Raw genomic sequence first — 24,467 nt, 5'->3', positions numbered from 1 at the left:
GCGGTTTCTGACAACCAGTCCGTTCGATCTGGCCCGAACGGTACTGCGAGGAAAGAAGATCGCGCAGAATACTCCCGTGTTCGGTGAGTACTCGGTCAACAACAATCAGGCAGATTCCACGGACGGCGATCCTGGGCCAGACTCTGGCGCCGTGCCGGGAAACCTGCCGCCGGAAACGGCGAGCTTCGTGGGCCGTGAGCGTGAACTCGGCCTCCTGTCCGACCTGCTGCGCGAGCGACGGCTCGTGACGCTCACGGGCGTCGGCGGCGTCGGCAAGTCCAGGCTGGCCCTGCGGGCCGCCGCCGACCCCGGCCAGCGCAGGCGCGACGGGGTGTGGTGGGTGGAGCTCTCCCCGCTTCGCGACGCCGAGCTGCTCACGGCCACCGTCGCGCACGCCGTCGGCCTCGCCCACCAGTCCCCGCGCCCCCTGGACGAGGAACTCTGCGCCTGGATGGCCGACAAGGAGATCCTCCTCGTCCTCGACACCTGCGAGCACCTGGTGGCCGCCTGCCGGCACCTGGTGGGCGAACTCCTCCAGTCCGCACCGGGCCTGACGGTACTGATCACCACCCGCGAGCCGCTCCGCACCCCCGGGGAGGACCTGGTCGAGGTCAGCCCGCTGCCCAGCGAAGGACCCGACAGCGACGCCCTCGCCCTGTTCCGCGCCCGATCGCTCGCCGCCACCCCGCACGCCGCGGCCGCCTTCGCCGACCCGGACCGGGTGGCCCTCGCCGCGGACATCTGCCGCCGCCTGGACGGGATCCCCCTCGCCCTCGAACTGGCCGGCGCCCGGATGCGGCTCTGGACCCTGGAACAGATGGCGCAGCGCCTCGAAGTCCGCTTCGACCTGCTGTCCGGCACCACCGCCGCCCGGCTCCCCCGGCACCAGACCATGCGCACCGCGATCGGCTGGAGCCACGAGCTGTGCGAGCCGGTCGAGCGGCTGCTGTGGGCCCGGCTCTCGGTGTTCACCGGGGACTTCGACGTCGCCGCGGCGCGCGCGGTGTGCTCGGGCGGCCCGCTGCCCGCCGCACGCGTGGAGCGGGTACTGGCGGGCCTGGTCGCGAAGTCGGTGGTCCGGTGCAGCCGGGAACGGGGCGCGGGCGCCCGCTACCGGCTTCTGGACACGATCCGCGAGTACGGCCAGGACTGGCTGGCGGAACTCGGCGAGGAACGGGTCGTCGCCGACCGGCACGCCCACTGGTACGCGGCGCTCTCGAAGGCCGCCGACCCGGGCTGGATGGGCCCCGGCCAGGTGGACTGGTACCGCAGGATGACCGCCGAGCACGCGCAGCTCCGTACGGCCCTGGAACACCTGCTCCGCTCGGATCCGACGGCGGCCCTGGAGACGGCCGGCGCGCTCTGGTTCTTCTGGTTCTCCTGCGGCCACGTCGACGAGGGCAGGTCCTTCCTCGAACGGGCCCTGAGCCGGGGCCCGCGCTCGGGGGGCGCGTACGTCCAGGGCCTGTGGGCGCTGGGGCTCACCGCCCTGCTCCAGGGCGACCTGGCCACGGCGGAGGACCTCGGCAAGGCGTGCACCGGCGCGGCGGCCACCCTGGCCGACCCGGAGCCGGAGCTGCGCGCCGCCTACCTGCACGCGGTGTCGGTGCTGATGCCGGGCGATCCCGTACGGGCCTTGGCGCTCGCCGGACCCCGGGCGCGCGGAAGCCACGGCGGAAGACCCACCGGCGTGGGCTGGCTGCTGTGCCGGCTGGCCACCGGCTACGCCCTGTGCGACCTCGGGCGCTTCGAGGAGGCCGAGCAGGAGGCGCGGGGCCTGCGCGAGGCCTGCGCGGAGCTGGGCGAGCGCTGGCTGCGTGCGTACGCGGACTACATCCTGGCCATGGCGGCGTTCGGGCTCGGCCACCACGGGGAGGCGGCCCGGCACGCGCGGGCGATGCTGTCGGGCAAACGGCTGCTGGGCGACCGCTTCGGGATCGCGCTCGGTCTCGACCTGCTGGCGGCGGCGGTGGCGGCCATGGGCGACGGCGAGCTGGCGGCCCGACTGCTGGGCACGGGGCACGCCTGGTGGCGCACGGTGGGCCGGCCGCAGATGGGCTCCCCCTCGCTCACGGCGGTGCGCGACCAGGGCGAACGGCAGGCCAGGGCGGCGATCGGCGACGAGGCGTACGAGAGCGCCTTCTTGGGCGGTGCGGCGGCGTCCACCGCCTGAAGCCCGACCAGCGGGCTCAGCCGGTGGCGCCGTGGCGTAACTCCTGGGCTCCCGTCAGTACGGGAGGGGTCTGCCCGACGGTGTACGCAGGTCCAGGTCTCGGGGGGCGGGCTTCGGGACGGGCTTTCGGATCAGCTGCTGGCGCATGCTGCCTCCTCGCTCAGACCAGGGCCGGGCGGCGGGGTTCCACCGTGCGGCCGTCGGGGAGCAGTTCACCTGTGTCGTCGAAGACCACGGCGCCGTTGCAGAGCAGATTCCAGCCCTGTTCGGGATGGAAGGCCACGGTGCGTGCGGCGTCGTGGTCGACGCTGTCGGCGGACGGGCAGGGGGGCTGGTGGGAGCACATGGCGCACCTCCTCGCAGAGTGGGGCGGGAGGGCCGGTGGTCACCCGGTCGAATCCGCGATCCACGGTGGCCGTGAGTATTGCTGATCGCCACCCCCGGACGGAACCCATATTCGCCGCCCAGTTCAGGGTGTGTATGCCCGCTTACGATGCGCTCATGCCCGCTATCCGGATCATTCACCGCACACTTCTCGACTCCGAGGAGGCGTGGAAGAGGCTGACGGACTGGGAACGCCACGCCGCCGCCGTCCCGCTCACCCGGGCGATCATCGAAACGCCGCCGCCGACGCACACCGGAACCCGTTTCACCATGCGTACGGGCGTGGGGAGGATCACCTTCGACGACCCGATGGAAGTCACCCTCTGGCGGCCCCCTCGGGGCGGCTCCGCGGGACTGGTCCGGCTCGTCAAGCACGGCCGCGTGGTGCGGGGCCGGGCGGAGATCGAGCTCCGTCCCGCGCCGGAGGGCGGCTGCGAGGCCGAATGGCGCGAGGAGCTGCGCGTACGCGGCCTGGGGCGCCCCTTCGACCCCCTGGTCGCGGCGGCGTCGCGCCTCCTCTTCGGCCGCGCCCTGGAAGCCCTCCTCCGCCCCTGAACGGGGCGCCGGCGCACGAAGGGGCCCGGGGCCGCCGCACGGCGGCCCCGGGCCCCTCACCCCGCTCCCGGCCCGCGCTAGCGGATCGGCATGCCCGAGAGGGTGCGGGCGATCACCAGGCGCTGGATCTCGCTGGTGCCCTCGAAGATGGTGTAGATCGCACTGTCGCGGTGCATCCGCTCCACCGGGTACTCGCGGGTGAAGCCGTTGCCGCCGAGGATCTGGACCGCCTGGGCGGTGACCTTCTTGGCGGTCTCGCTCGCGAACAGCTTCGACATCGAGCCCTCGGCCGAGGTGAAGGGCTTGCCCGCGACCGCCATCCAGGAGGCGCGCCACACCAGCAGCCGGGCCGCGTCGATGGCGGTCCGCATGTCCGCGAGCTGGAAGGCGATGCCCTGGTTGTCGATGATCGGCCGGCCGAACTGCGTACGGGTCTTCGCGTAGTCCAGCGCCACCTCGTACGCGGCGCGCGCCGTGCCGACCGCCATGGCGCCGACGGCGGGGCGGGAGGCCTCGAAGGTGGCCATGGCCGCGTTCTTCACGCGCTCCCCGCCGCCGGCCTTGGCCCGCTCGTGGGCCCGCGCGAGCCGCTCGTCCAGCTTCTCCTTGCCGCCGAGCAGGCAGGAGCCGGGGATCCGTACGTCCTCCAGCACCACCTCGGCGGTGTGCGAGGCGCGGATGCCGTGCTTCTTGAACTTCTGCCCCTGGGAGAGGCCCGGGGTGTTCGGCGGCACGATGAAGGAGGCGTGCCCCTTGGTCCCCAGCTCCGGGTCGACGACGGCCACGACGATGTGGACGTTGGCGATGCCGCCGTTGGTCGCCCAGGTCTTGGTGCCGTTCAGCACCCACTCGTCCGAGGCCTGGTCGTATACGGCGCGGGTGCGCATCGCGCCGACGTCGGAGCCGGCGTCCGGCTCGGAGGAGCAGAAGGCGGCGAGCTTCACGTCGTCGGGGGTGCCGTACATCTGCGGGATCCAGGTGCCGATCTGCTCCTCGGTGCCGTTGGCGACGACGCCGATGGCGGCGAGCCCGGTGCCGACGATCGACAGCGCGATGCCCGCGTCGCCCCAGAACAGCTCCTCCATGGCCATCGGGATGCCGAGGCCGGTGGGGTCGAAGAACTGCTGGGCGTAGAAGTCGAGGGAGTAGATGCCGACCTTGGCGGCCTCCTGGATGACGGGCCACGGAGTCTCTTCGCGCTCGTCCCATTCCGCGGCGGCGGGGCGGATCACGTCGGCGGCGAAGCCGTGGATCCAGTCCCGCACCTGCTTCTGGTCGTCGTTGAGCTCCATGGTGAACTCCGCCATGTCCCCTCCAGCTTTCGTCTCGCCTGCCGTACAGGTGGTTGCCACCCAGTGGTTACCAACGGTAACCCTTACTCCGACTCCAGTCTGTTACCGGCCGGTAAGCACTGTCAAGCAGCAGCGATGACCGACCGCCGATGAGATCAGCAGGGTGTGCGGGGTGTTACGTTGCGTGGGCCTCAGGACATCGCAAGGGCGGGGAGTGAACACGGCATGGAGACCACACGGCAGTCCGGCGAGCCGGGAGCGGGCGAGCGCCGGCGGCGGGAGCTGCTGGAGGCCGCGGACCGGGTCGTCCTCAGGGACGGCCCCAAGGCGTCCATGAACGCCATCGCGGCGGAGGCCGGGATCACCAAGCCCATCCTCTACCGCCACTTCGGCGACAAGGCGGGCCTCTACCAGGCCCTGGCCGTCCGGCACACGGACGCCCTGCTCGACTCGCTGCGGGCCGCGCTCGACGCACCCGCCGAACGGCGCAGCCGGGTGGAGGCCACCCTCGACACCTATCTCTCCGCCATCGAGGCCCGGCCCCAGGTCTACCGCTTCCTCATGCACCCGGCGGAGGACTCCCAGGCCCCCGAGCGCTGCTTCGACGTCGGCCAGCACTCGGCCCCGCTGCTGCGCCGTCTCGGCGAGGAACTGGCCCAGGTGATCGGCGAGCGCGTGGACCTGGGCCCCGGCGGCGAACGCCTGGCCCGGGTCTGGGGCCACGGCATCGTCGGCATGATGCACGCGGCGGGCGACTGGTGGCTCGGCGAACGCCCCTGCGACCGCGCGGAACTCGTCAGCGCCCTCACCGACCTCCTGTGGGGCCGCCTGGCCACAGCCGGCAACCGAACGGACGGCCCGGGCTTCTAGGCCCGGCCCAATCCAGCCCCGCCGGCGTCCGAAGCGCGGGGTCCGGGGCGGCGGCGCATTCAGCCCCGCCGGCGTCCAAAGCGCCGGCTCCGGGGCGGGGACGCATTCAGCCCCGCCGGCGTTTGAGGCGCGGGGTCCGGGGCGGCGCCCCGGGACCCCCGGCCCCGCCGGGCTCACTCCCCCAGCGCCCGGAGCCCGGCGAGACCCCAGTCCGTCTTCCGGATGGCCCGCCGCAGGCGCCGGGCGCGCAGCCCGGTCACCCGGTCCGCGTACACCGCACCGGCCAGGTGATCGCACTCGTGCTGCAGGCACCGCGCGAAGAAGCCGGTCCCGGAGATCCGTACGGCCCCGCCGTCCGAGGTGACACCCTCCACCACCGCGCTGTCGTAGCGCAGCGTCCCCGCCTCCAGCCCCGGCAGGGACAGACAGCCCTCGGGCCCCAGGAACTCGTCCCCGTCGGCCGACACCAGGCGCGGGTTGACGATGTGCCCGACGTGCCGGACGTCCTCGTCGTCGGGGCAGTCGTATACGAACACCCGCTGCCCGACGCCGATCTGGTTCGCGGCGAGGCCGACGCCCTGGGCGGCGTACATCGTCGCGAACATGTCCTCGATGAGCCGGTCGAGGGCCGGACCGAACTCGGTGACCTCCGCACAAGCGGAATGGAGCACCGGGTCGCCCAGCAGGCTCATGGTGCGGACGATGCCGGAGGTACCGGGGAGAGGGCGCTGTCGCATGGCGGTAAGGGTACGACGGGCGACTATATGAGGAGATCTTCGGCGGACCGGGGGCGCCGCGGTCGGGGCGCGGGCAGGTCATGGATAGGCTGGGGGCGACCGACGCAAGGAGGACAAGGGACGATGGCAGGCAACACAGAGCCGCTTTCGCCGCGGGCCAAGCTGGCCGTGACGGCGGGCAAGGCCGCGGCGGCGGTGTCGCGGGCCGCGGGACGCGGAAGCGGATCGGTGATCGGAGGCAAGGTCGCGCTCAAGCTCGACCCCGATCTCCTCGGCGCGCTGGCGCAGCATCTCGACGTCGTCCTCGTCTCGGCGACGAACGGCAAGACCACGACGACCCGGCTCATCGCGGAGGCCCTGCGGGCCAGCGGCCCGGTCGTCTCCAACGCACTGGGCGCGAACATGCCCGCGGGCATCACCTCCGCCCTGGCGGGCGGCTCGGACGCCCGCTACGGCGTCATCGAGGTGGACGAGAAGTACCTGGCCGGAGTGGCCCGGGACGTCACTCCCAAGGTGATCGCCCTGCTGAACCTCTCCCGCGACCAGCTGGACCGCGCAGCCGAGACCCGCATGCTCGCGGAGAAGTGGCGCGAGGGCCTTTCGGGTTCCAAGGCGGTCGTCGTCGCGAACTGCGACGACCCGCTGATCGTGTGGGCCGCCTCCTCCTCCTCGAACGTGGTGTGGGTCGCGGCCGGCCAGGAGTGGAAGGACGACGCCTGGTCGTGCCCCTCCTGCGGCGGCGTCATGCAGCGTCCGGGCGACGACTGGTTCTGCGGCGAGTGCGGCTTCCGGCGTCCCACCCCGAGTTGGGTGCTCTCCGGTGACCACGTGCTCGACCCGCACGGCAGCGCCTGGCCGATCAGCCTCCAGCTCCCGGGCCGCGCCAACAAGGCGAACGCCGCCACCTCGGCCGCGGTCGCGGCCGTCTTCGGCGTCCCGCCGCAGGTCGCGCTGGAGCGGATGTACCAGGTGCAGGCCGTCGCCGGACGCTACGACGTGGTGAGCTTCCAGGGCCGCGAACTGCGCCTGCTGCTCGCGAAGAACCCGGCCGGCTGGCTGGAGACCTTCTCCCTGATCGACCCGCCGCCGACCCCGGTGATCCTGTCGGTCAACGCGCGCGGTGCGGACGGCACCGACACCTCCTGGCTGTGGGACGTGGACTACCCGCGCCTGGCCGGCCACCCGATCTTCGTGATCGGCGACCGCAAGCTGGACCTCGCGGTCCGACTGGAAGTCGCGGGCCTGGACTTCCGGGTGTGCGAGACCCTCGACGAAGCCGTGCAGCTCGCGCCGCCCGGGCAGATCGAGCTGATCGCCAACTACACCGCCTTCCAGGACGTGCGCCGCCGCGTCGGCAACTAGTACCCATAAGGACAAGAGCATGAGCGACAACAGCCTGCGTCTGGTGTGGGTCTACCCCGACCTGCTCAGCACGTACGGAGACCAGGGCAACGCCCTGGTCGTCGAGCGCCGGGCCCGCCGGCGCGGCCTGGACGTGCAGCGCGTGGACGTGCGCAGCGACCAGCCGATCCCGACCTCGGGCGACATCTACCTGATCGGCGGCGGCGAGGACCGGCCGCAGCGGCTGGCCGCGGAGCGGCTGCTGCGCGACGGCGGTCTGGAGCGCGCCGTCTCGAACGGGGCGATCGTCTTCTCCGTCTGCGCCGGCTACCAGATCCTGGGCCAGGAGTTCGTCAACGACGTCGGCCAGCGCCAGGAGGGCCTCGGCCTGCTGGACGTGGTGACCGTGCGCGGCGAGGGCGAGCGCTGCGTCGGCGACGTGCTGGGGGACATCGACCCGCGGCTCGGGCTGCCGCAGCTGACCGGCTTCGAGAACCACCAGGGCGTCACGCACCTCGGCCCGACGGCGAAGCCCTTCGCGCGGGTCACGATGGGCCGGGGCAACGGCACCGGTGACGGCACCGAAGGCGCGTACAACGACACGGTGTTCGGCACGTACATGCACGGTCCCGTGCTGGCGCGCAACCCGCAGATCGCGGACCTGCTGCTGAAGCTGGCCCTCGACGTGAACGCGCTGCCGCCCATCGACGACCGCTGGTACGAGGCGCTGCGCGCCGAGCGCATCGCGGCGGCCACGCAGCCCGCGTAACCGCACCGGCACCGCCGACACCCGGCGTTCGGCCCGGATTCCCCTCGGGGCATCCGGGCCGACGTGTTTTCGTACGACTGATCTGACCAGCATGTGGAGGATGGTTCAGTCCACCCTCGATCCGCTTGTAGGGTGCTGGGTAGTTCCAACCGGACGACGTGGTCCGGTCGTCGGCCCACGTTGCAAAGGTCCTCCCTGCCATGCGCATAGGTGTGCTCACTTCCGGAGGCGACTGCCCCGGCCTCAATGCCGTCATCCGCTCCGTCGTGCACCGCGCCGTCGTCGACCACGGGGACGAGGTCATCGGTTTCCACGACGGCTGGCGCGGCCTGCTGGAGTGCGACTACCGCAAGCTCGACCTGGACGCCGTGAGCGGCATCCTGGCCCGGGGCGGAACGATCCTGGGCTCCTCCCGGGTCCAGCCCGCCCATCTGCGCGACGGCGTGGAGCGGGCCCGCGGCCACGTCGCCGATCTCGGCCTGGACGCCATCATCCCGATCGGCGGCGAGGGCACCCTGAAGGCCGCGAACCTGCTCTCGCAGGGCGGCCTGCCCATCGTCGGCGTCCCCAAGACCATCGACAACGACATCGCCTCCACTGACGTCACCTTCGGCTTCGACACCGCCGTCGGGGTCGCCACCGAGGCACTGGACCGGCTGAAGACCACCGCCGAGTCCCACCAGCGCGTGATGGTCGTGGAGGTCATGGGCCGCCACACCGGGTGGATCGCCCTGCACTCGGGCATGGCGGCCGGCGCGCACGCGATCGTCGTGCCGGAGCGCCCCTTCGACATCGAGGAGCTGACGGCGATCGTCGGCGAACGCTTCGAGCAGGGCAAGCGCTTCGCGATCGTCGTGGTCGCCGAGGGCGCCAAGCCCGCCGAGGGCAGCTCGATGGCCCTGGAGGAGGGCGGCACCGACATGTACGGCCACGAGCGGTTCGCCGGCATCGGCAACCGCCTCGCCGTCGAGCTGGAGGACCGTCTCGGCAAGGAGGCCCGCCCGGTCATCCTCGGCCACGTCCAGCGCGGCGGCACCCCCACCGCGTACGACCGCGTCCTCGCGACCCGCTTCGGCTGGCACGCTGTCGAGGCGGCCCACCGGGGCGAGTTCGGGATGCTCACGGCGCTGCGCGGCACGGACATCGTGATGGTCCCGCTCGACGAGGCCGTCCAGACCCTGAAGACGGTGCCGTCCGAGCGCTACGCCGAGGCGCAGAACGTGCTGTGATCTTTCCCCTTTTCTGCGTGTCACTCCCGTAATGGCCGCCCCCGGACGATTTCCCGTCCGGGGGCGGCATTACTGTGGTGGGGCACCACGGGTCAAGGGAGTGAAGAGATTGAGTTACCTCGCGCGCGGCACCATGGACATGCACGACATGCACATGGACATGCCGCCCTTCACCCTCGGGCGCGGGCTGGAGTTCTCCTTCGACGCCTTCTTCCTCATCGGCTCGCTCCTCGGCCTCGCGCTGTACGGGTGGGGCGTGCTGCGGCTGCGCCGGCGCGGTGACTCCTGGCCGGTCGGGCGGACGGTCGCCTTCACCACCGGCGTGCTGAGCGTTGCCCTGGTGATGTGCACCAAGCTGAACGACTACGGCATGGTCATGTTCAGCGTGCACATGGTCCAGCACATGGTGATCAGCATGCTCAGCCCGATCCTGCTGCTGCTGGGCGCGCCCGTGACGCTGGCGCTGCGCGCGCTGCCGCCGGCGGCCCGCGGCCGCAAGGGGCCGCGCGAACTGCTGCTGATGCTCCTGCACAGCCGGTACATGAAGGTGATCACCCATCCGGTGTTCACCATCCCGATCTTCATCGCCAGCCTCTACGGCCTGTACTTCACTCCGCTCTTCGACTTCCTGATGGGCTCGAAGACCGGCCACACCGCGATGATGGTGCACTTCCTCGCCGTCGGCCTCGTCTTCTTCTGGCCGATCATGGGCGTGGACCCGGGCCCGCACCGCCCCGGCTACGTGATGCGGATGCTGGAGCTGTTCGCCGGAATGCCCTTCCACGCCTTCTTCGGCATCGCGCTCATGATGGGCAGCGAGCCGATGATCAAGACGTACGCGAACCCGCCCGCCTCCCTCGGCATCGACCCGCTGCTCGACCAGCAGTGGGGCGGCGGCATCGCCTGGGCCTTCAGCGAGATCCCCTCGGTGCTGGTGCTGATCGCGCTGGTCTACCAGTGGTACCACTCGGAACAGCGGGCCGCGAAGCGCTCCGACCGGTCCGAGGACCGCAACGGAGACCAGGAGCTGGCGGCCTACAACTCGTATCTCGCCTCGCTCCAAGCGCGTGGCCAGTAGCGCTGGACCGCCTTCAGGCGCCACCATGGGGCATGACCGGATCCGTGAAGGCGATGGCAGTGATGACCTTCGCCTCTCTGGTGGCGATCGCCACGTATTCCGTGGCCCTCGGAAGCAACGGCTGGCTGTGGTTCGGCTGGGTCGTGCTGGGGCTGCTCACCGCGGGAATGGCGGCCACGGACGGAGCGTGAGCCGCCGTCCCCTCCGCCCCCGGGCTGACCGTCCGTAGGATGTCCGTGACCACGGGACGTCGACGGGAGCCGCTTGGTGTTCTACCACTTGCTCAAGCACGTGATTCTGGGGCCGCTGTTGCGGCTCCTGTTCCGGCCCCGCATCGAAGGACTGGAGAACATCCCGGAGGACGGGGCCGCGATCATCGCGGGCAACCACCTCTCCTTCTCCGACCACTTCCTGATGCCCGCGATCCTCAATCGGCGCATCACCTTCCTCGCGAAGGCCGAGTACTTCACCGGACCGGGCCTGAAGGGACGGCTCACCGCGGCCTTCTTCCGCAGCGCCGGCCAGATCCCGGTCGACCGCTCCGGCAAGGACGCCGGTCAGGCGGCGCTGCGCGAGGGGCTCGGGGTGCTGTCCAAGGGCGAGCTGCTCGGCATCTACCCGGAGGGCACCCGCTCGCACGACGGGCGGCTCTACAAGGGCAAGGTCGGAGTGGCGGCGATGGCGCTGGGCGCCGCGGTGCCCGTCGTCCCCTGCGCGATGGTCGGGACCTTCGAGATCCAGCCGCCCGGGCAGAAGCTCCCCAAGATCCGCCGGGTCACGATCCGTTTCGGCCGGCCGCTGGACTTCTCCCGCTACGCGGGGATGGAGGGTGAACGGGCCGTGCTGCGGGCCGTCACCGACGAGATCATGTACGAGGTCCTCGCCCTGTCCGGCCAGGAGTACGTGGACCGGTACGCCGGCGAGGTCAAGGCCGAGGAAGAGGAAGCACGGAAGAAGGCCCGGCGCAGAGCGCGCTGAGCCCTCTCCCGTGCGGGGCGGAACCGTTCCCGCCGGGTCCCGCTAGCGGATGGCCGGGAGCTCGTCGATCGCCTGCCGGTCGGCGGCGGCCGGGGCCGGCGCGAGCAGCTTGGCGGCGACGGGGGCCGGGGCCACCGGGGTGGCGTGCGGAGCGCACGTCACGTTCTGGGCGTCGACCTTGCCGGTGAGCAGGTAGGCGTCCACCCGGGTGTTGACGCAGGGGTTCACCAGGTTGGTGACCCCGTGCGAGCCCGCGCCCTGCTCGGTGATCAGCCGCGAGCCGGCGAGGCGCTGGTTCAGCGAGACCCCGCCCTTGTACGGCGTGGCAGCGTCCCGCTCGGCCTGGACGATCAGCACCGGCGGCAGGCCGCGGTGGGCGCCGACCCCGACCTCGATCGCGTGGTGCTGCTTGGACTTCCAGGTGGCGCAGGGCAGGTTCATCCACGCGTTGGCCCAGGTCATGAAGGGGTACTGGGCGTGCAGCCTGGTGTTGTCCCGGTCCCACTTGGACCAGCTGGTGGGCCACTTGGCGTCGGCGCACTCGACGGCTGTGTAGACCGCGTTGCCGTTCTCCGCCGAGGCGTTGCCCTGGACGTCGCTCATGTCGGGGGCGATGGCGTCGATCAGCGCCTGCTCGTCACCGGCGGCGTACGCGGCCCAGGTCTGGGCGACGGGCACCCAGGCGGAGTCGTAGTACGGGGCGCTCTGGAAGAAGCCGATGAGCTCGGCCGGGCCGACGATCCCACCGAGCGGGTTGGCCTTGGCCTTGGCGCGCAGCTCCAGCCACTTGGCCTCGACCTCGGCGCGGCTGGTGCCCAGGTGGAAGGAGGCGTCGTTCTTGGCGACCCAGTCCTGCCAGTCGTTCCAGCGCGTCTGGAAGGCGACGTCCTGGCCGAGGTTGGCCTCGTACCAGATGTTGTCGCGGGACGGGTCGACCACGCTGTCCGCGATCATGCGGCGCACGTGCGTCGGGAACAGGGTCGCGTAGACCCCGGCGATGTAGGTGCCGTAGGAGACGCCGAGGAAGTTGAGCTTCTTCTCGCCGAGGGCGGCACGGATGACGTCCAGGTCACGCGCGACGTTCGGCGTGGTCATGAACGGCAGCATCTCGCCGCTGCGCTCCTTGCAGCCGTCCGCGTACTCCTCGGCGAGCTTGCGCTGGGCGTTCTTGTCCGCGTTGGTGTCCGGCACCGGGTCGGCCTTGGGGGCCTTGACGTACTCCTGCGGGTCGATGCAGGAGATCGGCGCGGAGTGGCCGACGCCGCGCGGGTCGAAGCCCACAAAGTCGTACGCCTTCGCGGTGTTCACCCACAGCGGGCTGTTCGTGGTGATGCGGCGGGGGAAGCGCATGCCGGAGGCGCCGGGTCCGCCCGGGTTGTAGATGAGGGCGCCCTGGCGCTCCTCCTTGGTGCCGGTGCTGACGGCGCGGTTGACCGCGAGGTCGATCGTCTTGCCGAAGGGCTTGGCGTAGTCGAGCGGGACCTTCACGTAGCCGCACTGGATGGGCGCCGCGAAGCCCCAGTCGGGCGGGCAGTCCTTCCAGTCGATCCCGGCGCGCGCCGCGCGGGCGGCGGCGATCTGGGTGCCGAAGGCCTCGGCGACCGGGTTGTCGCGGCCGGAGGGGCCGGGGGAGCCCGACGAGAACGTCGAGGTGGCCGACGCCGACGGAGCGAGCAGCAGGCCCGCCGCCAGCGTTCCGGTGACCAGAGTGGCGGCGCTCCCCAGCACCGCGTTGCGTATCACGTGGTTGTTCCCCCTGCGTCATCTGCCGCCGTGGGCGGCGTGGTTCGTGCCGGCGTGGATGTGCCTCGGCACGTGCAGGGGATACTTCCGCCTGACCGGGAGCGGGCGACAGGGCACGGGGCCGTTCTTTGCCAAGCCGATATCCGGAAATGCGTGTACCGCTGAGCGGTGTCGGCTTCGTCCCGGGTTCGCGGGCCGTCGCCCGTGGTGGTGGCCGACCTGGTTCACCAACCGTAGGCGGCGCAGGCGGAGTCGAGCAGTTCGCGCAGCCGCAGTGCGTCCGGGGCCAGGGCCGTGACCAGGACGGCCGGACCCGCCAGCGGGGTGACCGCAGCGAACTCCCCCAGCATCGCGGCCCGCGGCGGGGCCTTCGCGAACTCCGGGTCCACCACCAGCAGCTGGCCCAGCGCCCGGTGGCCGGCGAGTCCCGCCGGACCGTCCCAGCCGCCGGGTGCTCCGGGGCCGCAGGCCAGCTCCTGGTCCAGCAGCGGCCGCCCGTCCCGGGTCACGGTGAGCCGGGCGCGCAGCAGGCCCGGGGCCTCCCCGGTACGGCCGAGCACCTGCTCCTCGCGCAGCAGGAGCCGGGCGGTGGGGGCGAGTTCGGCGCGGGTCCGGACCCGCAGGTCGCTGCCGCGCACCGAGACGAGGGGCTCGGGCAGCCAGCGCACCGCGGCCCCGCCGGCCAGCCGGAGCCGTACGTCGTACCGCGCGGGTTCCCCGTGCCGGCCGGGCAGGGCCAGGGTGGCCGCCGCCGAGCGGAGCACCAGCCGGGCGCCCGGTCCGGCGGTGGCCTCGACCGTGAGGTGGTCGCCGCCCAGGGGGGCGCTCATGGCGCCGACCAGCATGACCCCCGCCTCGCCGGGCCCGCCCCGGGTGCGGCGCAGGGCGAGCGGCCCCTCCCCGGCCAGGAGCGGCAGGGCGGTGGAGCCCCGCCCGTCGGCGGCCGCGCCGATCCGGGCGGTGGCGCGCAGGCCGCCCGGCGCGGGGGCCGGGGGCCGGGCGGGGGGTGCGCCCGGGCCCGCGGTGAGGTCCGTCGGGGCCGCCGCGGGGCTCACCGCGCGGTCCAGGCGGCGATCCGCTCGCGCACCCAGGCGGCCACCGGGGCCACACCCTCCTCGCTGCGCAAGGACTGGAACGCGACGGGCAGGTCGCCGCGCTGTTCGGCGGCGTCGCGGGCCATCCGGTCCAGGTCCGAGCCGACGTGCGGGGCGAGGTCGGTCTTGTTGACGACGAGCAGGTCGGCGGTGGTGACGCCGGGGCCGCCCTTGCGCGGGATGTCGTCGCCGCCGGCCACGTCGATGACGAAGATCTGGGCGTCGACGAGGCCCCGGGAGAAGGTGGCGGTGAGGTTGTCGCCCCCGGACTCGACGAGGATCAGGCCGAGCCGTCCCTGCCCGTGGAAGGCCTCCTCCAGTTCCTCGACGGCTTCCAAGTTGGCGGAGATGTCGTCGCGGATGGCGGTGTGCGGGCAGGCTCCGGTCTCCACGGCGCTGATCCGCTCGGGCGGCAGGACCGCTTCACGGAGCAGGAACTCGGCGTCCTCGCGGGTGTAGATGTCGTTGGTGACCACGGCCATGGACACCTCCGTGCGCAGGGCCCGGCACAGGGCGGCGACGGTGGCGGTCTTGCCGGAGCCGACGGGGCCGCCGAGCCCGATGCGCAGGGCCCGGCGGGTCCCGTCCGTCCGCAGCGGCTCGGCGCCGTGGGTGTGGCGGTGCGGGAAGGTCCCGCCGCCGAGGGAGGTGTCGAGGTGCATGGTGGTCTCCTTGGGGGTGGAGCAGGGGGGTGAACGGGGCGGATCAGGAGGCGAACAGCCGTACCGGCCAGTCGGCATGGGCTTGCGCCGCGATGTCCAGCAGCGGCGAGGAGGCCGCGGGCAGGGTGTGCGTACCGTCGGTGCGGGCCCGCAGGGCGGCCCGCTCCGCCCGCCGGGACACGGAGTCCAGCTCGGGGGCGAGCCCGGCCAGGACCCGGCTGGCCTCGAAGGGGTCCAGGCCGAGCAGCCGTACGGTGGCGGTGGCCGGCCCGCTCACGCTCTCGTACGCCGCCACGTGCGCGGCGTCCAGCGGCCCGAGCCCCGCCGACCGGGCCGTGACGCCGAGCACCACGGGCTGGTGCGCCCCGCGCGGGAAGGCGGCGGCCAGCGCCTCCAGTTCCGGGCCGGGCCAGGTGGCGCGGGCGGCCCGCATCAGCTGGCGCCCGAGCCGCCGTGCGGCGGCGCGCAGCGCGGGCGACGGGGTCCGGGCGTCGGCGGCTTCGTCGAGGTCCGCCGGGTCGGTCCCGAGGGCGGCCGCCGCGGCGAGGGCGGCCGCGACGAGACCGGCGGTGTGCAGCCGGCCCCGGCAGAACTCCGCCAGGGTTTCGGCGTCGTGGATCCTGCCCGCCTTGCAGGCGGCCTCGGCCCCGCCGGAGTGGGCGTGGCCCCCGGCGGGGAAGCGGCCGTCGGCGAGGACGAGGAGGGTGGCGAGACTCATCGTGAGAGGCCCCTTCCCCTCAGGGGATTCCCATCAGAAGAGGCCCCCATCAGAAGAGGAAGTAACGCTGGGTCATGGGGAGTTCCGTCGCAGGAGCCGGTTCCACCACGTCGCCGTCGATGGTGACCGTGAAGGTGTCGGCGTCGACCTCCACCCTCGGCATGGCGTCGTTGTTGCGCATGTCCGCCTTGGTCACCTTGCGGGTGCTCTCGATGGCGAGGAACTCCTTGCCGAGTCCGAGCCGTTCGGGCAGTCCGTCGTCGAGGGCCGCCTGGGCCGTGAAGTTGACCGAGTTGAGGCCGGGGGCACGCCCGTACGCTCCGAACATGGGGCGCGGCAGGACCGGCTGCGGGGTGGGGATGGAGGCGTTGGCATCGCCCATCTGCGCGTAGGCGATCTGGCCGCCCTTGATGACCAGTTCGGGTTTGACCCCGAAGAAGGCGGGCTTCCACAGCACCAGGTCGGCGAGTTTGCCGGTCTCGACGGAGCCGATCTCGCGGGCCAGGCCCTGGGCGACGGCGGGGTTGATCGTGTACTTGGCGACGTAGCGCCGGGCCCGGTGGTTGTCGGCGGGTCCGTCGCCGGGCAGGGGGCCGCGCCGCTTCTTCATCACGTGGGCGGTCTGCCAGGTGCGCAGGACGACCTCGCCGACGCGGCCCATGGCCTGGGAGTCGGAGGAGATGATCGAGATGGCTCCGAGGTCGTGCAGGACGTCCTCGGCTGCGATGGTGGAGGGCCGGATCCGGGACTCGGCGAAGGCCAGGTCCTCGGGGACGGCGGGGTTGAGGTGGTGGCAGACCATGAGCATGTCGAGGTGTTCCTCGACGGTGTTGACGGTGTGCGGCCGGGTCGGGTTGGTGGAGCTGGGCAGGATGTTCGGCTCGGAGACCACGGTGATGATGTCGGGGGCGTGCCCGCCGCCGGCGCCTTCGGTGTGGTACGAGTGGATGGTCCGCCCGCCGATGGCGGCGAGGGTGTCGGCGACGAATCCGGCCTCGTTGAGGGTGTCGGTGTGGATGGCCGCCTGGACGCCGGTCTCCTCGCAGACGGTGAGGCAGGCGTCGATGACGGCGGGGGTGGACCCCCAGTCCTCGTGGAGCTTGAAGCCGAGCGCACCGCCGCGCAGTTGGGAGTACATGCCCTCGCGGGACATGGTGTTGCCCTTGCCGAGCAGGCCGATGTTGACGGGGTAGGCCTCCAGCGCGGCGAACATCCGGGCCAGGTGCCAGGGTCCGGGGGCGACGGTGGTGGCCTTGGTGCCCTCCGCGGGGCCGGTGCCGCCGCCGACGAGGGTGGTGATGCCGGAGGCGAGGGCCTCCTCGATCACGGTCGGGGAGATGAAGTGCACGTGGGCGTCGACGGCGCCCGCGGTGAGGATCTTCCCGTTGCCCGCGATGATCTCGGTCTCGGGGCCGATCACCAGGGCGCGGTCGACGCCGTCCATGGTGTCGGGGTTGCCCGCCTTGCCGATGCCGCAGATCCGGCCGTCGCGGATGCCGACGTCGGCCTTGACGATGCCCCAGTGGTCGAGGATCACCACCCCGGTGATGACGGTGTCGGCGGCGCCTTCGGCGCGGGTGGTGCGGGCCTGGCCCATGGATTCGCGGATGACCTTGCCGCCGCCGAAGACGGCTTCGTCTCCGGCCCGGCCGGGGCCGCCGCCGAGGTCCTGCTCGATCTCGACGAAGAGGTCGGTGTCGGCGAGGCGGATGCGGTCGCCCGTGGTGGGCCCGAAGAGGTCGGCGTAGACCTGGCGCGACATCTCAGCCATCGAGCGGCCCTCCGGTCTCCCCGCGCAGTCCCGGCACGGTGCGCAGTCCGGCCAGCGGTACGAGGGCCACGGCGACCGGGATGCCCGGCTCGAAGCGGACCGCGGTGCCGGCGGCGATGTCGAGGCGCAGCCCGTGGGCGGCGCGGCGGTCGAAGTCGAGGCCGGGGTTGGCCTCGGCGAAGTGGTAGTGCGAGCCGACCTGGACGGGCCGGTCGGCGGAGTTGAGCACGGTGAGTCGGGTCACGGGCCGGCCTTCGTTGAGGCGCACCGGGCCGTCCCCGTAGGCGATTTCGCCGGGGATCATGCGGGTACTCGCTCTCAGACGATGGGGTCGTGGACCGTGACGAGCTTGGTGCCGTCCGGGAAGGTCGCCTCGACCTGGACGTCGTGGATCATCTCGGGGATCCCCTCCATGACCTCTTCCCGGGAGAGCACGGTCCGTCCGGAGGCCATCAGCTCGGCCACCGTGCGGCCGTCGCGGGCCCCTTCGAGGATGTGTGCTGTGATCAGGGCGATCACCTCGGGATGGTTGAGGAGCACGCCCCGCGCCTTGCGTTTCTCGGCCACGTCGGCGGCCACGTGGATGAGCAGTCTCTCCTGCTCGTGGGGGGTCAGCTGCACAGCAATCACCAAGCTTCCGGGACATGATCAAAACCGCGCCGAGCCGACCCTATGGGCCGCCAACGCTTTGTTGACCTGCGCATATCCGAGCCAAGCATGTCTTGCCCAACACAGGGAAAGACTTTCCGTCCCGCCCACCGCCGCTTTGCCGGCCCATGGGTGATCATTGACGGAGGGAACGTGGCCGCCACGCTAGGCGCCGCGCTTTTCCGTTGAGTTAACCCACGTTTCGAGCAGGTACCCGGTTCAACTCCGGGCGCCGCCAGACCCGGATCCGTATACGGCCCCGCCGATCAGGAGCAGCATGTTCGTCAACCCCGTCCGCCACATCACCTTCGACGCCCAGGAGCCCTACCCGCTGGCGCGGTTCTGGTCCGCGGTCACCGGCTTCCCCATCCACCCGGACGACGATCCGGAGGACGACGAGATCCTGCTGGACCCGGGTCAGCCCGGCGTGCCCGGAATCCTCTTCGTGCGGGTGCCCGAGGCCAAGTCGGCCAAGAACCGGGTCCACTTGGACATCATGCCGACCACCGGCACGCGCGACGAGAACGTCGAGCGGCTCGTCGCGCTCGGCGCGAAGCTCCAGGCCGACCACCGCAGGGAGGACGGCACCGGCTGGGTCACGCTGACCGACCCCGAGGGCAACGAGCTGTGCATAGAGCGCGGCGTGTCGGAGCGCGCCGGGGCCTGACCGGCCTCAACAACCGGTGCGCGTCCTCGCCGGAGCTCCGGCGGCCACCCAGGGCAGGGCGATCCACACGGTCTTGCCGCCGTCCTCGGTCGGACTGACCGAGAGCCGGCCGCCCGCCTCCGCGGCGAGCCAGCGGATGATGACCATCCCCCGGCCGTTGTCCTGCTGGACGGCGGCCGGGAGCCGCTTGGGCCAGCGCGGGTGGCTGTCGGTGACCCCGATGCGGAGCCACTCCTCGCGCTCCAGGCGGATGTCCACGGTGAAGGTCGGCGACTTGCCGAAGGTGTGCTGCACCGAGTTGGTGGCCAGTTCCGAGACGATGAGCCGGATGCTGTCGGCGGCCTCGGTCCCCTCGGACAGTCCCCACTCGCCCAGCACCTCCGCGACGTAGCGGCGGGCGGCCGCGACCGAGGCGGGATCGCTCGGCAGAGTGACGGATGCTTCCTGGTGATCTGCCATGGCGACGGTCCCTTTCCCACCGGGGCGAAGCCGCCCCGGATCTGTGCTGGACGCCAGAGTGCCACCCATCGTCCCGCTGTTTCCGCCGATCCCCCAAGATATGCATATATCTGTCGCTCGATGCGGTGAACTCTGCTACGGAAGAGCGTATTTGGACGGCAGACTGGTGCGAGCTGTGCCGGTGGAAGGAGGCGGGTGTGCAGCATGGTCCCGCGGTGCGCCGACGCAAGCTCGGCGAGGAACTGCGTGCCCTTCGCGACCGGACCGGACTCACCAGTGGTGAGGCGGCCCGGCTGGCGGGATGGCACCAGTCGAAGATCAGCCGTATCGAGACGGGTCGCAGCGGCGTCAAGGTGGAGGACATCCGGCTGCTGCTCGACGTCTACGGGGAAGACGTGGTGAGCGCGCAGCAGCGCGCCCTGCTGGAGGCCCTCTCGGCCTCGGCGGCGGGCCCCGCGCCGGACGCCGACACCGGGCGCGGCCGCCAGTGGTGGCACGACTACCGGGGGCTGCTGCCGCAGGAGTACCGGGACTTCATCAGCCTGGAGGCGGGTGCCCGTTCGGCCCGCACCGTCGAACTGTCGGTGGTGCCGGGCCTGCTGCAGACGCCGGAGTACGCGCGCGCCGTGACCCGGGCCGCGCTGGGCGGGCTGCCGGAGCCGAAGGTGGACGCGCTGGTCGACGTACGGCTGGCGCGTCAGTCCGTCCTGCGGGCCGATCCGCCGCTGGAGCTGAGCGCCGTCCTGGACGAGGCGGTGCTGCGGCGCACGATCGGCGGGGCGGGGGTGATGGAGGAACAGTTGAGGCATCTGGTGGAGGTGGCGCGTTTGCCCCAAGTGCGGCTTCAGGTACTGCCGTTCAGCGTGGGGGGACATCTCGGCCTGACCGGACCGTTCGTCATCTTCTCATTTCCGAACATCGCCGATCTGGATGTGGTGGTACTCGACCATTTGACGAGTAGCCTCTATCTGGAGCGGAAGGAAGACCTTGAGGCGTACAGCGCCGCGTTCCGCACCATCCAGGCGCACGCCCTCCCGCCCCGCGATTCGTCGGATCTCATCAGCGCCCTCGCTGACGACGCGTAAGGAGGCACTCCCGTGTCCGCAACCCCCTTATCCACAGGCGGACTTCTGAACAGCGCACGGTGGCGGCGCAGCAGCCGCAGCACCGGAATGAACAACTGTGTGGAAACGGCCGTACTCGGCGGCGGTCTGCTCGCCGTCCGCGACTCCAAGCGGACGGACGGCCCGGCCGTGCTCTTCACCGGGCCGGCCTGGAACGGCTTCCTCGTCTCCGTTCGTGCGGATCTGGAGACGTAGGCCGGACCCAGGCCGGACGCAGGCAAGGCGCAGCATCGCGGGAGCGCCCGTAGCGGCTCCGTTCAGCGGTCCGTGGCTCCGGCCGGAGCGGTCCCCAGGATCGTCTCCACCGCACGGCTGATCTCGTCCCCCGTGAGATCCGCCCGCGCGGTCAGTCGCAGCCGGGAGATGCCGTCCGGTACCGACGGCGGCCGGAAGCACCCCACGGACAGACCTGCCTCGCGGCAGTCGGCGGCCCAGCGCAGTGCCGCCGAAGCCGACGGGGCCCGTACCGACACCACGGCCGCGTCCGGCCGGGCCGCGGTCAGGCCGGACGCGGTGAGCCGCCCGTACAGTTCGGCGGCCACCGCGCGGGCGCGGTCCGCGCGCTCCGGTTCCCGCTGGAGCAGGCGCAGGGCGGCCAGTGCGGCGCCCGTCGCGGCCGGGGCCAGCCCGGTGTCGAAGATGAAGGTCCGCGCCGTGTTGACCAGGTGCCGGATCACCTTGGCCGGGCCGAGCACCGCCCCGCCCTGGCTGCCCAGGGACTTCGAGAGGGTCAGCGTCGCGACCACCCCGGGAGCCCCCGCGAGCCCGGCGGCGTGCAGCGCCCCGCGGCCGCCCTCGCCCAGCACCCCGAGGCCGTGCGCGTCGTCCACGAGCAGGGCCGCGCCCTCCGCCCGGCAGGCCTCGGCGTGGGCCGCGAGCGGGGCGGCGTCCCCGTCGACCGAGAACACCGAGTCGGTGACCAGCAGGGCGCGCCCGCGGTGGGCGGCGAGCGTCTTGCGGGCGGCGTCGGGGTCGGAGTGCGGGACGACGGCGGTCTCGGCGCGCGACAGCCGGCAGCCGTCCACGATCGAGGCGTGGTTGCCCGCGTCCGAGACGACCAGGGTGCCCCGGTCGCTGAGCGCGGTGACGGCGGCCAGATTGGCCGCGTATCCGGACGAGAGCACCAGCGCCGCTTCGAATCCGCAGAAGGCGGCCAGTTCCCGCTCCAGCTCGGCGTGCAGTTCGGTCGTACCGGTGACGAGGCGCGATCCCGTGGCCCCCGCGCCCCAGCGCTCGGCCGCCTCGCGCGCGCCCCGTACGGTCTCCGGGTGCCGGGACAGACCGAGGTAGTCGTTGCTCGCGAGGTCGAGGAGCGGGGAGGACGCCGGACGCGGACGCAGCGTCCGGACGAGTCCGGCCTGCTCCCTGGCCCGCTCCGCTTCGTCGATCCAGGAGAAGACGTCCACCGGGGCGGGGGTGTGCTGGTCGGGCATCGACGGTCCTCGCGTTTTTGTCGGCAGTCCACAGACCTGCCCGACCCTAACCGCCCGTGACCCATGCGTCAGGTGTGGCGATACACACACTCTCTTCCGGCCATGTTGTTCGGTCTCTCCTTGGCCGGGAGTACCCGGGTGGGACAGGATCGGCATCATGGACCTGCTGAACACCCTCGTGGACAAGGGGCTGCGGCGTGAGCTGCCGACCCGCGAAGAGGCACTCGCCGTGCTGGCGACCTCTGACGACGAACTGCTCGACGTGGTGGCCGCGGCCGGCAAGGTGCGCCGACAGTGGTTCGGGCGCCGGGTCAAGCTGAACTACCTGGTCAACCTGAAGTCGGGGCTGTGCCCCGAGGACTGCTCGTACTGTTCCCAGCGCCTGGGATCGAAGGCCGAGATCCTCAAGTACACGTGGCTGAAGCCCGAGGAGGCCTCCCAGGCCGCGGCCGCGGGCGTCGCCGGCGGGGCCAAGCGGGTGTGCCTGGTGGCGAGCGGGCGCGGTCCGACGGACCGCGACGTGGACCGCGTCGGCAAGACGATCGAGGCCATCAAGGAGCAGAACGAGGGCATCGAGGTGTGCGCCTGCCTCGGCCTGCTGTCGGACGGCCAGGCCGAGCGCCTGAAGGACGCGGGCGCGGATGCCTACAACCACAACCTCAACACCTCCGAGGCCACGTACGGCACGATCACCAAGACCCACACCTACGCGGACCGGGTCGACACGGTGCAGAAGGCGCACGCCGCCGGCCTGTCGGCCTGCTCGGGCCTGATCGCGGGCATGGGCGAGAGCGACGAGGACCTCGTCGACGTCGTCTACTCGCTGCGCGAGCTGGACCCGGACTCGGTGCCGGTCAACTTCCTGATCCCCTTCGAGGGCACCCCGCTGGCCAAGGAGTGGAACCTCACCCCGCAGCGCGCCCTGCGCATCCTGGCGATGGTCCGCTTCGTCTGCCCCGACGTCGAGGTCCGCCTCGCGGGCGGGCGCGAGGTGCACCTGCGCACCATGCAGCCCCTCGCCCTGCACCTGGTCAACTCGATCTTCCTGGGCGACTACCTCACCAGTGAGGGCCAGGCCGGACAGGCCGACCTCGACATGATCGCGGACGCCGGCTTCGAGGTGGAGGGCGCGGGTACGTCCACGCTTCCCGCACACCGCTCCGACGCCGTCCCCGCCGGCGGGGGCTGCGGCTCGCACGGCGCGGACGCCCCGGTCTGCGGCTCCTCCGCCCCGGCGGACGGGCCCGGTTGCGGCTCGGCGTGCGGCGGCTGCTCCGGCCACGCCGGGCACGAGGCCCCCGTGGCGGCTGCGGCGGAGGAACCCGTACCGGCTCAGGCGGAAGCGGGCGAGGTCCGGCCCGGTCTGGTGGCGGTACGCCGTCGCGGTGCGGGAACGGATCTCGCTCCCAATGCCTGACCAGCACCACGCGCACCACTCGCCCGACGCGCTGCCGGCCGCCGAACTGCTCGCGCTGGACCGGCAGCACGTCTGGCACCCGTACGGCCCGATGCCCGGGCGGCAGGAGCCGCTCGTCGTCGCCTCCGCCTCGGGCGTCCGCCTCCGGCTGGCTGAGCCGTCGCAGGGTCACGACGAGCTGGTCGACGGCATGTCCTCCTGGTGGTCGGCCATCCACGGGTACAACCACCCGGCGCTGAACGAGGCCGTCACCGGCCAGCTCGGCCGGATGTCGCACGTGATGTTCGGCGGTCTCACCCACGAGCCCGCCGTCCGGCTGGCCGCGAAGCTCGTCGAGCTCACCCCGCCCGGCCTGGAGCACGTCTTCCTCGCCGACTCGGGCTCGGTCTCGGTCGAGGTCGCGGTGAAGATGTGCCTCCAGTACTGGCGTTCGGTGGGGCGCCCCTCGAAGAGCCGCCTCCTCACCTGGCGGGGCGGCTACCACGGGGACACCTGGCAGCCGATGGCCGTCTGCGATCCCGAGGGCGGCATGCACGAGCTGTGGTCGGGCATCCTCCCGCGCCAGCTCTTCGCGGACGCTCCGCCGAGCGGCTTCTCCGCTCCCGTGGACGAGGCCTACGCCGCCCACCTGCGCTCCCTGTTCTCCGCGCACCGGGACGAACTGGCGGCCGTGATCGTGGAGCCGGTGGTCCAGGGCGCGGGCGGCATGCGGTTCCACAACCCCGGCTACCTGCGGGTGCTGCGGGAGCTGTGCGACGAGTTCGACGTGCTGCTGATCCTGGACGAGATCGCCACGGGCTTCGGCCGCACGGGCGCGCTGTTCGCGGCGGACCACGCCGGGATCACCCCGGACGTGATGTGCCTGGGCAAGGCGCTGACCGGCGGTTACCTCACCCTGGCTGCGACGCTCTGCACGGAGCGGGTCGCGGACGGGATCTCGCAGGGCGAAGTCCCGGTCCTGGCCCACGGGCCGACCTTCATGGGCAACCCGCTGGCCGCCTCGGTGGCCCTGGCCTCCATCGACCTGCTGCTCGGGCAGGACTGGCAGGGCGAGGTCAAGCGCATCGAGGCGGCCCTGCTGGAGGGTCTGGCCCCGGCCGCGGACCTGCCGGGAGTCCGTGAGGTACGGGTCCTGGGCGCGATCGGCGTCATCCAGCTCGACCACCCCGTCGACATGGGCCGCGCCACGGCGGCGGCGGTCCGGGAGGGCGTCTGGCTGCGCCCGTTCCGGGACCTCATCTACACGATGCCGCCGTTCGTGACGGGTGACGCCGACGTCGCCCGCATCTGCCGGGCCGTGGTCGCGGCCGCGAGAAAGGCCTGAC

General features: G+C 72.1%; 26 protein-coding genes. 14 read left to right on the top strand and 12 right to left on the bottom strand.

The genetic code is table 11. The features are described 5' to 3' along the window. Window positions 1-151: 151 nt before the first annotated feature. The gene (locus AC6CKD_RS31225) at window positions 152-2,173 is read left to right on the top strand and encodes an ATP-binding protein (protein WP_498331993.1); all 2,022 of its coding nucleotides are present in this window, start codon (window positions 152-154) and stop codon (window positions 2,171-2,173) included. A gap of 160 nt (window positions 2,174-2,333) precedes the next feature. Here AC6CKD_RS31225 and AC6CKD_RS31220 read toward each other — a convergent pair whose 3' ends face one another. Beyond that, entirely contained in the window at window positions 2,334-2,519 is a 186-nt protein-coding gene (locus AC6CKD_RS31220) for a DUF5999 family protein (RefSeq protein WP_250740159.1), read from the bottom strand. Between the two features lie 155 nt (window positions 2,520-2,674). Between AC6CKD_RS31220 and AC6CKD_RS31215 the strand changes: the two genes are divergently transcribed. Next, complete coding sequence (locus tag AC6CKD_RS31215) at window positions 2,675-3,112, top strand: SRPBCC family protein (RefSeq protein ID WP_498331991.1); 438 nt, start codon at window positions 2,675-2,677, stop codon at window positions 3,110-3,112. A gap of 77 nt (window positions 3,113-3,189) precedes the next feature. On the opposite strand, the gene AC6CKD_RS31210 is transcribed toward AC6CKD_RS31215, so the two are convergent. Further along, a complete protein-coding gene (locus tag AC6CKD_RS31210) occupies window positions 3,190-4,419 on the bottom strand; it encodes an acyl-CoA dehydrogenase family protein (protein ID WP_498331989.1) in 1,230 nt (409 codons plus the stop codon). Window positions 4,420-4,629: 210 nt separating this feature from the next. Here AC6CKD_RS31210 and AC6CKD_RS31205 point away from each other — a divergent pair, with 210 nt between their 5' ends. Then, on the top strand, window positions 4,630-5,274 hold the full coding sequence (locus tag AC6CKD_RS31205; RefSeq protein WP_498331987.1) for a TetR/AcrR family transcriptional regulator: 645 nt from the start codon (window positions 4,630-4,632) through the stop codon (window positions 5,272-5,274). A gap of 173 nt (window positions 5,275-5,447) precedes the next feature. On the opposite strand, the gene def is transcribed toward AC6CKD_RS31205, so the two are convergent. Beyond that, window positions 5,448-6,011, bottom strand: coding sequence for a peptide deformylase (def, locus tag AC6CKD_RS31200; protein WP_498331985.1), 564 nt, complete (start codon window positions 6,009-6,011; stop codon window positions 5,448-5,450). Between the two features lie 123 nt (window positions 6,012-6,134). Here def and AC6CKD_RS31195 point away from each other — a divergent pair, with 123 nt between their 5' ends. The 6 genes from AC6CKD_RS31195 to AC6CKD_RS31170 all read left to right on the top strand — a co-directional run bounded on the left by AC6CKD_RS31195 (window position 6,135) and on the right by AC6CKD_RS31170 (window position 11,406). Next, on the top strand, window positions 6,135-7,373 hold the full coding sequence (locus AC6CKD_RS31195) for a Mur ligase family protein (RefSeq protein WP_385371792.1): 1,239 nt from the start codon (window positions 6,135-6,137) through the stop codon (window positions 7,371-7,373). A 19-nt stretch (window positions 7,374-7,392) separates the two neighbouring features. Further along, window positions 7,393-8,121, top strand: coding sequence for a type 1 glutamine amidotransferase (locus tag AC6CKD_RS31190; RefSeq protein WP_250740166.1), 729 nt, complete (start codon window positions 7,393-7,395; stop codon window positions 8,119-8,121). Window positions 8,122-8,321: 200 nt separating this feature from the next. Next, window positions 8,322-9,350 carry a 6-phosphofructokinase gene (locus AC6CKD_RS31185; RefSeq protein WP_243339607.1) on the top strand — a complete coding sequence of 343 codons (1,029 nt, stop codon included), beginning with the start codon at window positions 8,322-8,324 and terminating at the stop codon, window positions 9,348-9,350. 133 nt (window positions 9,351-9,483) lie between these two features. Beyond that, window positions 9,484-10,428 carry a cytochrome c oxidase assembly protein gene (locus tag AC6CKD_RS31180; protein ID WP_498332046.1) on the top strand — a complete coding sequence of 315 codons (945 nt, stop codon included), beginning with the start codon at window positions 9,484-9,486 and terminating at the stop codon, window positions 10,426-10,428. A gap of 32 nt (window positions 10,429-10,460) precedes the next feature. Next, window positions 10,461-10,619 carry a hypothetical protein gene (locus AC6CKD_RS31175; RefSeq protein ID WP_498331982.1) on the top strand — a complete coding sequence of 53 codons (159 nt, stop codon included), beginning with the start codon at window positions 10,461-10,463 and terminating at the stop codon, window positions 10,617-10,619. Between the two features lie 76 nt (window positions 10,620-10,695). Continuing rightward, entirely contained in the window at window positions 10,696-11,406 is a 711-nt protein-coding gene (locus AC6CKD_RS31170; protein ID WP_498331980.1) for a lysophospholipid acyltransferase family protein, read from the top strand. Between the two features lie 42 nt (window positions 11,407-11,448). Here the strand turns inward: AC6CKD_RS31170 and AC6CKD_RS31165 are convergent, their stop codons facing one another. The 7 genes from AC6CKD_RS31165 to AC6CKD_RS31135 form a co-directional block, all read right to left on the bottom strand. Then, window positions 11,449-13,149: an alpha/beta hydrolase gene (locus tag AC6CKD_RS31165; RefSeq protein ID WP_498331978.1), complete on the bottom strand. Its 1,701-nt coding sequence runs from the start codon at window positions 13,147-13,149 to the stop codon at window positions 11,449-11,451. Between the two features lie 224 nt (window positions 13,150-13,373). Next, a complete protein-coding gene (locus AC6CKD_RS31160; RefSeq protein ID WP_498332042.1) occupies window positions 13,374-14,120 on the bottom strand; it encodes an urease accessory protein UreD in 747 nt (248 codons plus the stop codon). Between the two features lie 80 nt (window positions 14,121-14,200). Further along, on the bottom strand, window positions 14,201-14,905 hold the full coding sequence (ureG, locus tag AC6CKD_RS31155) for an urease accessory protein UreG (RefSeq protein ID WP_498331977.1): 705 nt from the start codon (window positions 14,903-14,905) through the stop codon (window positions 14,201-14,203). 43 nt (window positions 14,906-14,948) lie between these two features. Then, window positions 14,949-15,623 (bottom strand): urease accessory protein UreF, encoded by a 675-nt coding sequence (locus tag AC6CKD_RS31150; protein WP_498331975.1) that lies wholly within the window; start codon window positions 15,621-15,623, stop codon window positions 14,949-14,951. A gap of 49 nt (window positions 15,624-15,672) precedes the next feature. After that, window positions 15,673-17,394, bottom strand: coding sequence for an urease subunit alpha (locus AC6CKD_RS31145; RefSeq protein ID WP_498331974.1), 1,722 nt, complete (start codon window positions 17,392-17,394; stop codon window positions 15,673-15,675). Continuing rightward, entirely contained in the window at window positions 17,387-17,698 is a 312-nt protein-coding gene (locus tag AC6CKD_RS31140) for an urease subunit beta (protein ID WP_498331972.1), read from the bottom strand. The genes AC6CKD_RS31145 and AC6CKD_RS31140 overlap by 8 nt, the downstream gene beginning before the upstream one ends. A gap of 14 nt (window positions 17,699-17,712) precedes the next feature. Next, the gene (locus AC6CKD_RS31135; RefSeq protein ID WP_389692573.1) at window positions 17,713-18,015 is read right to left on the bottom strand and encodes an urease subunit gamma; all 303 of its coding nucleotides are present in this window, start codon (window positions 18,013-18,015) and stop codon (window positions 17,713-17,715) included. Window positions 18,016-18,319: 304 nt separating this feature from the next. Between AC6CKD_RS31135 and AC6CKD_RS31130 the strand changes: the two genes are divergently transcribed. Then, window positions 18,320-18,709, top strand: coding sequence for a VOC family protein (locus AC6CKD_RS31130; RefSeq protein WP_498331970.1), 390 nt, complete (start codon window positions 18,320-18,322; stop codon window positions 18,707-18,709). Window positions 18,710-18,715: 6 nt separating this feature from the next. Here the strand turns inward: AC6CKD_RS31130 and AC6CKD_RS31125 are convergent, their stop codons facing one another. Continuing rightward, the gene (locus AC6CKD_RS31125) at window positions 18,716-19,168 is read right to left on the bottom strand and encodes an ATP-binding protein (protein WP_498331969.1); all 453 of its coding nucleotides are present in this window, start codon (window positions 19,166-19,168) and stop codon (window positions 18,716-18,718) included. Window positions 19,169-19,365: 197 nt separating this feature from the next. On the opposite strand from AC6CKD_RS31125, the gene AC6CKD_RS31120 reads away from it, so the two are divergent. Next, window positions 19,366-20,253, top strand: a complete 888-nt coding sequence (locus tag AC6CKD_RS31120) for a helix-turn-helix domain-containing protein (RefSeq protein WP_498331967.1) — start codon at window positions 19,366-19,368, stop codon at window positions 20,251-20,253. Window positions 20,254-20,265: 12 nt separating this feature from the next. Continuing rightward, window positions 20,266-20,487 carry a DUF397 domain-containing protein gene (locus tag AC6CKD_RS31115; RefSeq protein ID WP_478686603.1) on the top strand — a complete coding sequence of 74 codons (222 nt, stop codon included), beginning with the start codon at window positions 20,266-20,268 and terminating at the stop codon, window positions 20,485-20,487. A gap of 62 nt (window positions 20,488-20,549) precedes the next feature. On the opposite strand, the gene AC6CKD_RS31110 is transcribed toward AC6CKD_RS31115, so the two are convergent. Continuing rightward, window positions 20,550-21,725 (bottom strand): 8-amino-7-oxononanoate synthase, encoded by a 1,176-nt coding sequence (locus AC6CKD_RS31110; protein ID WP_478686602.1) that lies wholly within the window; start codon window positions 21,723-21,725, stop codon window positions 20,550-20,552. Between the two features lie 157 nt (window positions 21,726-21,882). Between AC6CKD_RS31110 and bioB the strand changes: the two genes are divergently transcribed. After that, on the top strand, window positions 21,883-23,142 hold the full coding sequence (bioB, locus tag AC6CKD_RS31105) for a biotin synthase BioB (protein ID WP_498331964.1): 1,260 nt from the start codon (window positions 21,883-21,885) through the stop codon (window positions 23,140-23,142). Next, complete coding sequence (locus AC6CKD_RS31100) at window positions 23,135-24,466, top strand: adenosylmethionine--8-amino-7-oxononanoate transaminase (RefSeq protein ID WP_498331962.1); 1,332 nt, start codon at window positions 23,135-23,137, stop codon at window positions 24,464-24,466. The genes bioB and AC6CKD_RS31100 overlap by 8 nt, the downstream gene beginning before the upstream one ends. Window position 24,467 lies beyond the last annotated feature (1 nt).

It is taken from the genome of Streptomyces sp. GQ60, from assembly GCF_059758875.1.
The sequence above is the reverse complement of the archived record's forward strand: the minus strand, read 5'-3'. Positions and strand labels throughout refer to the sequence as shown.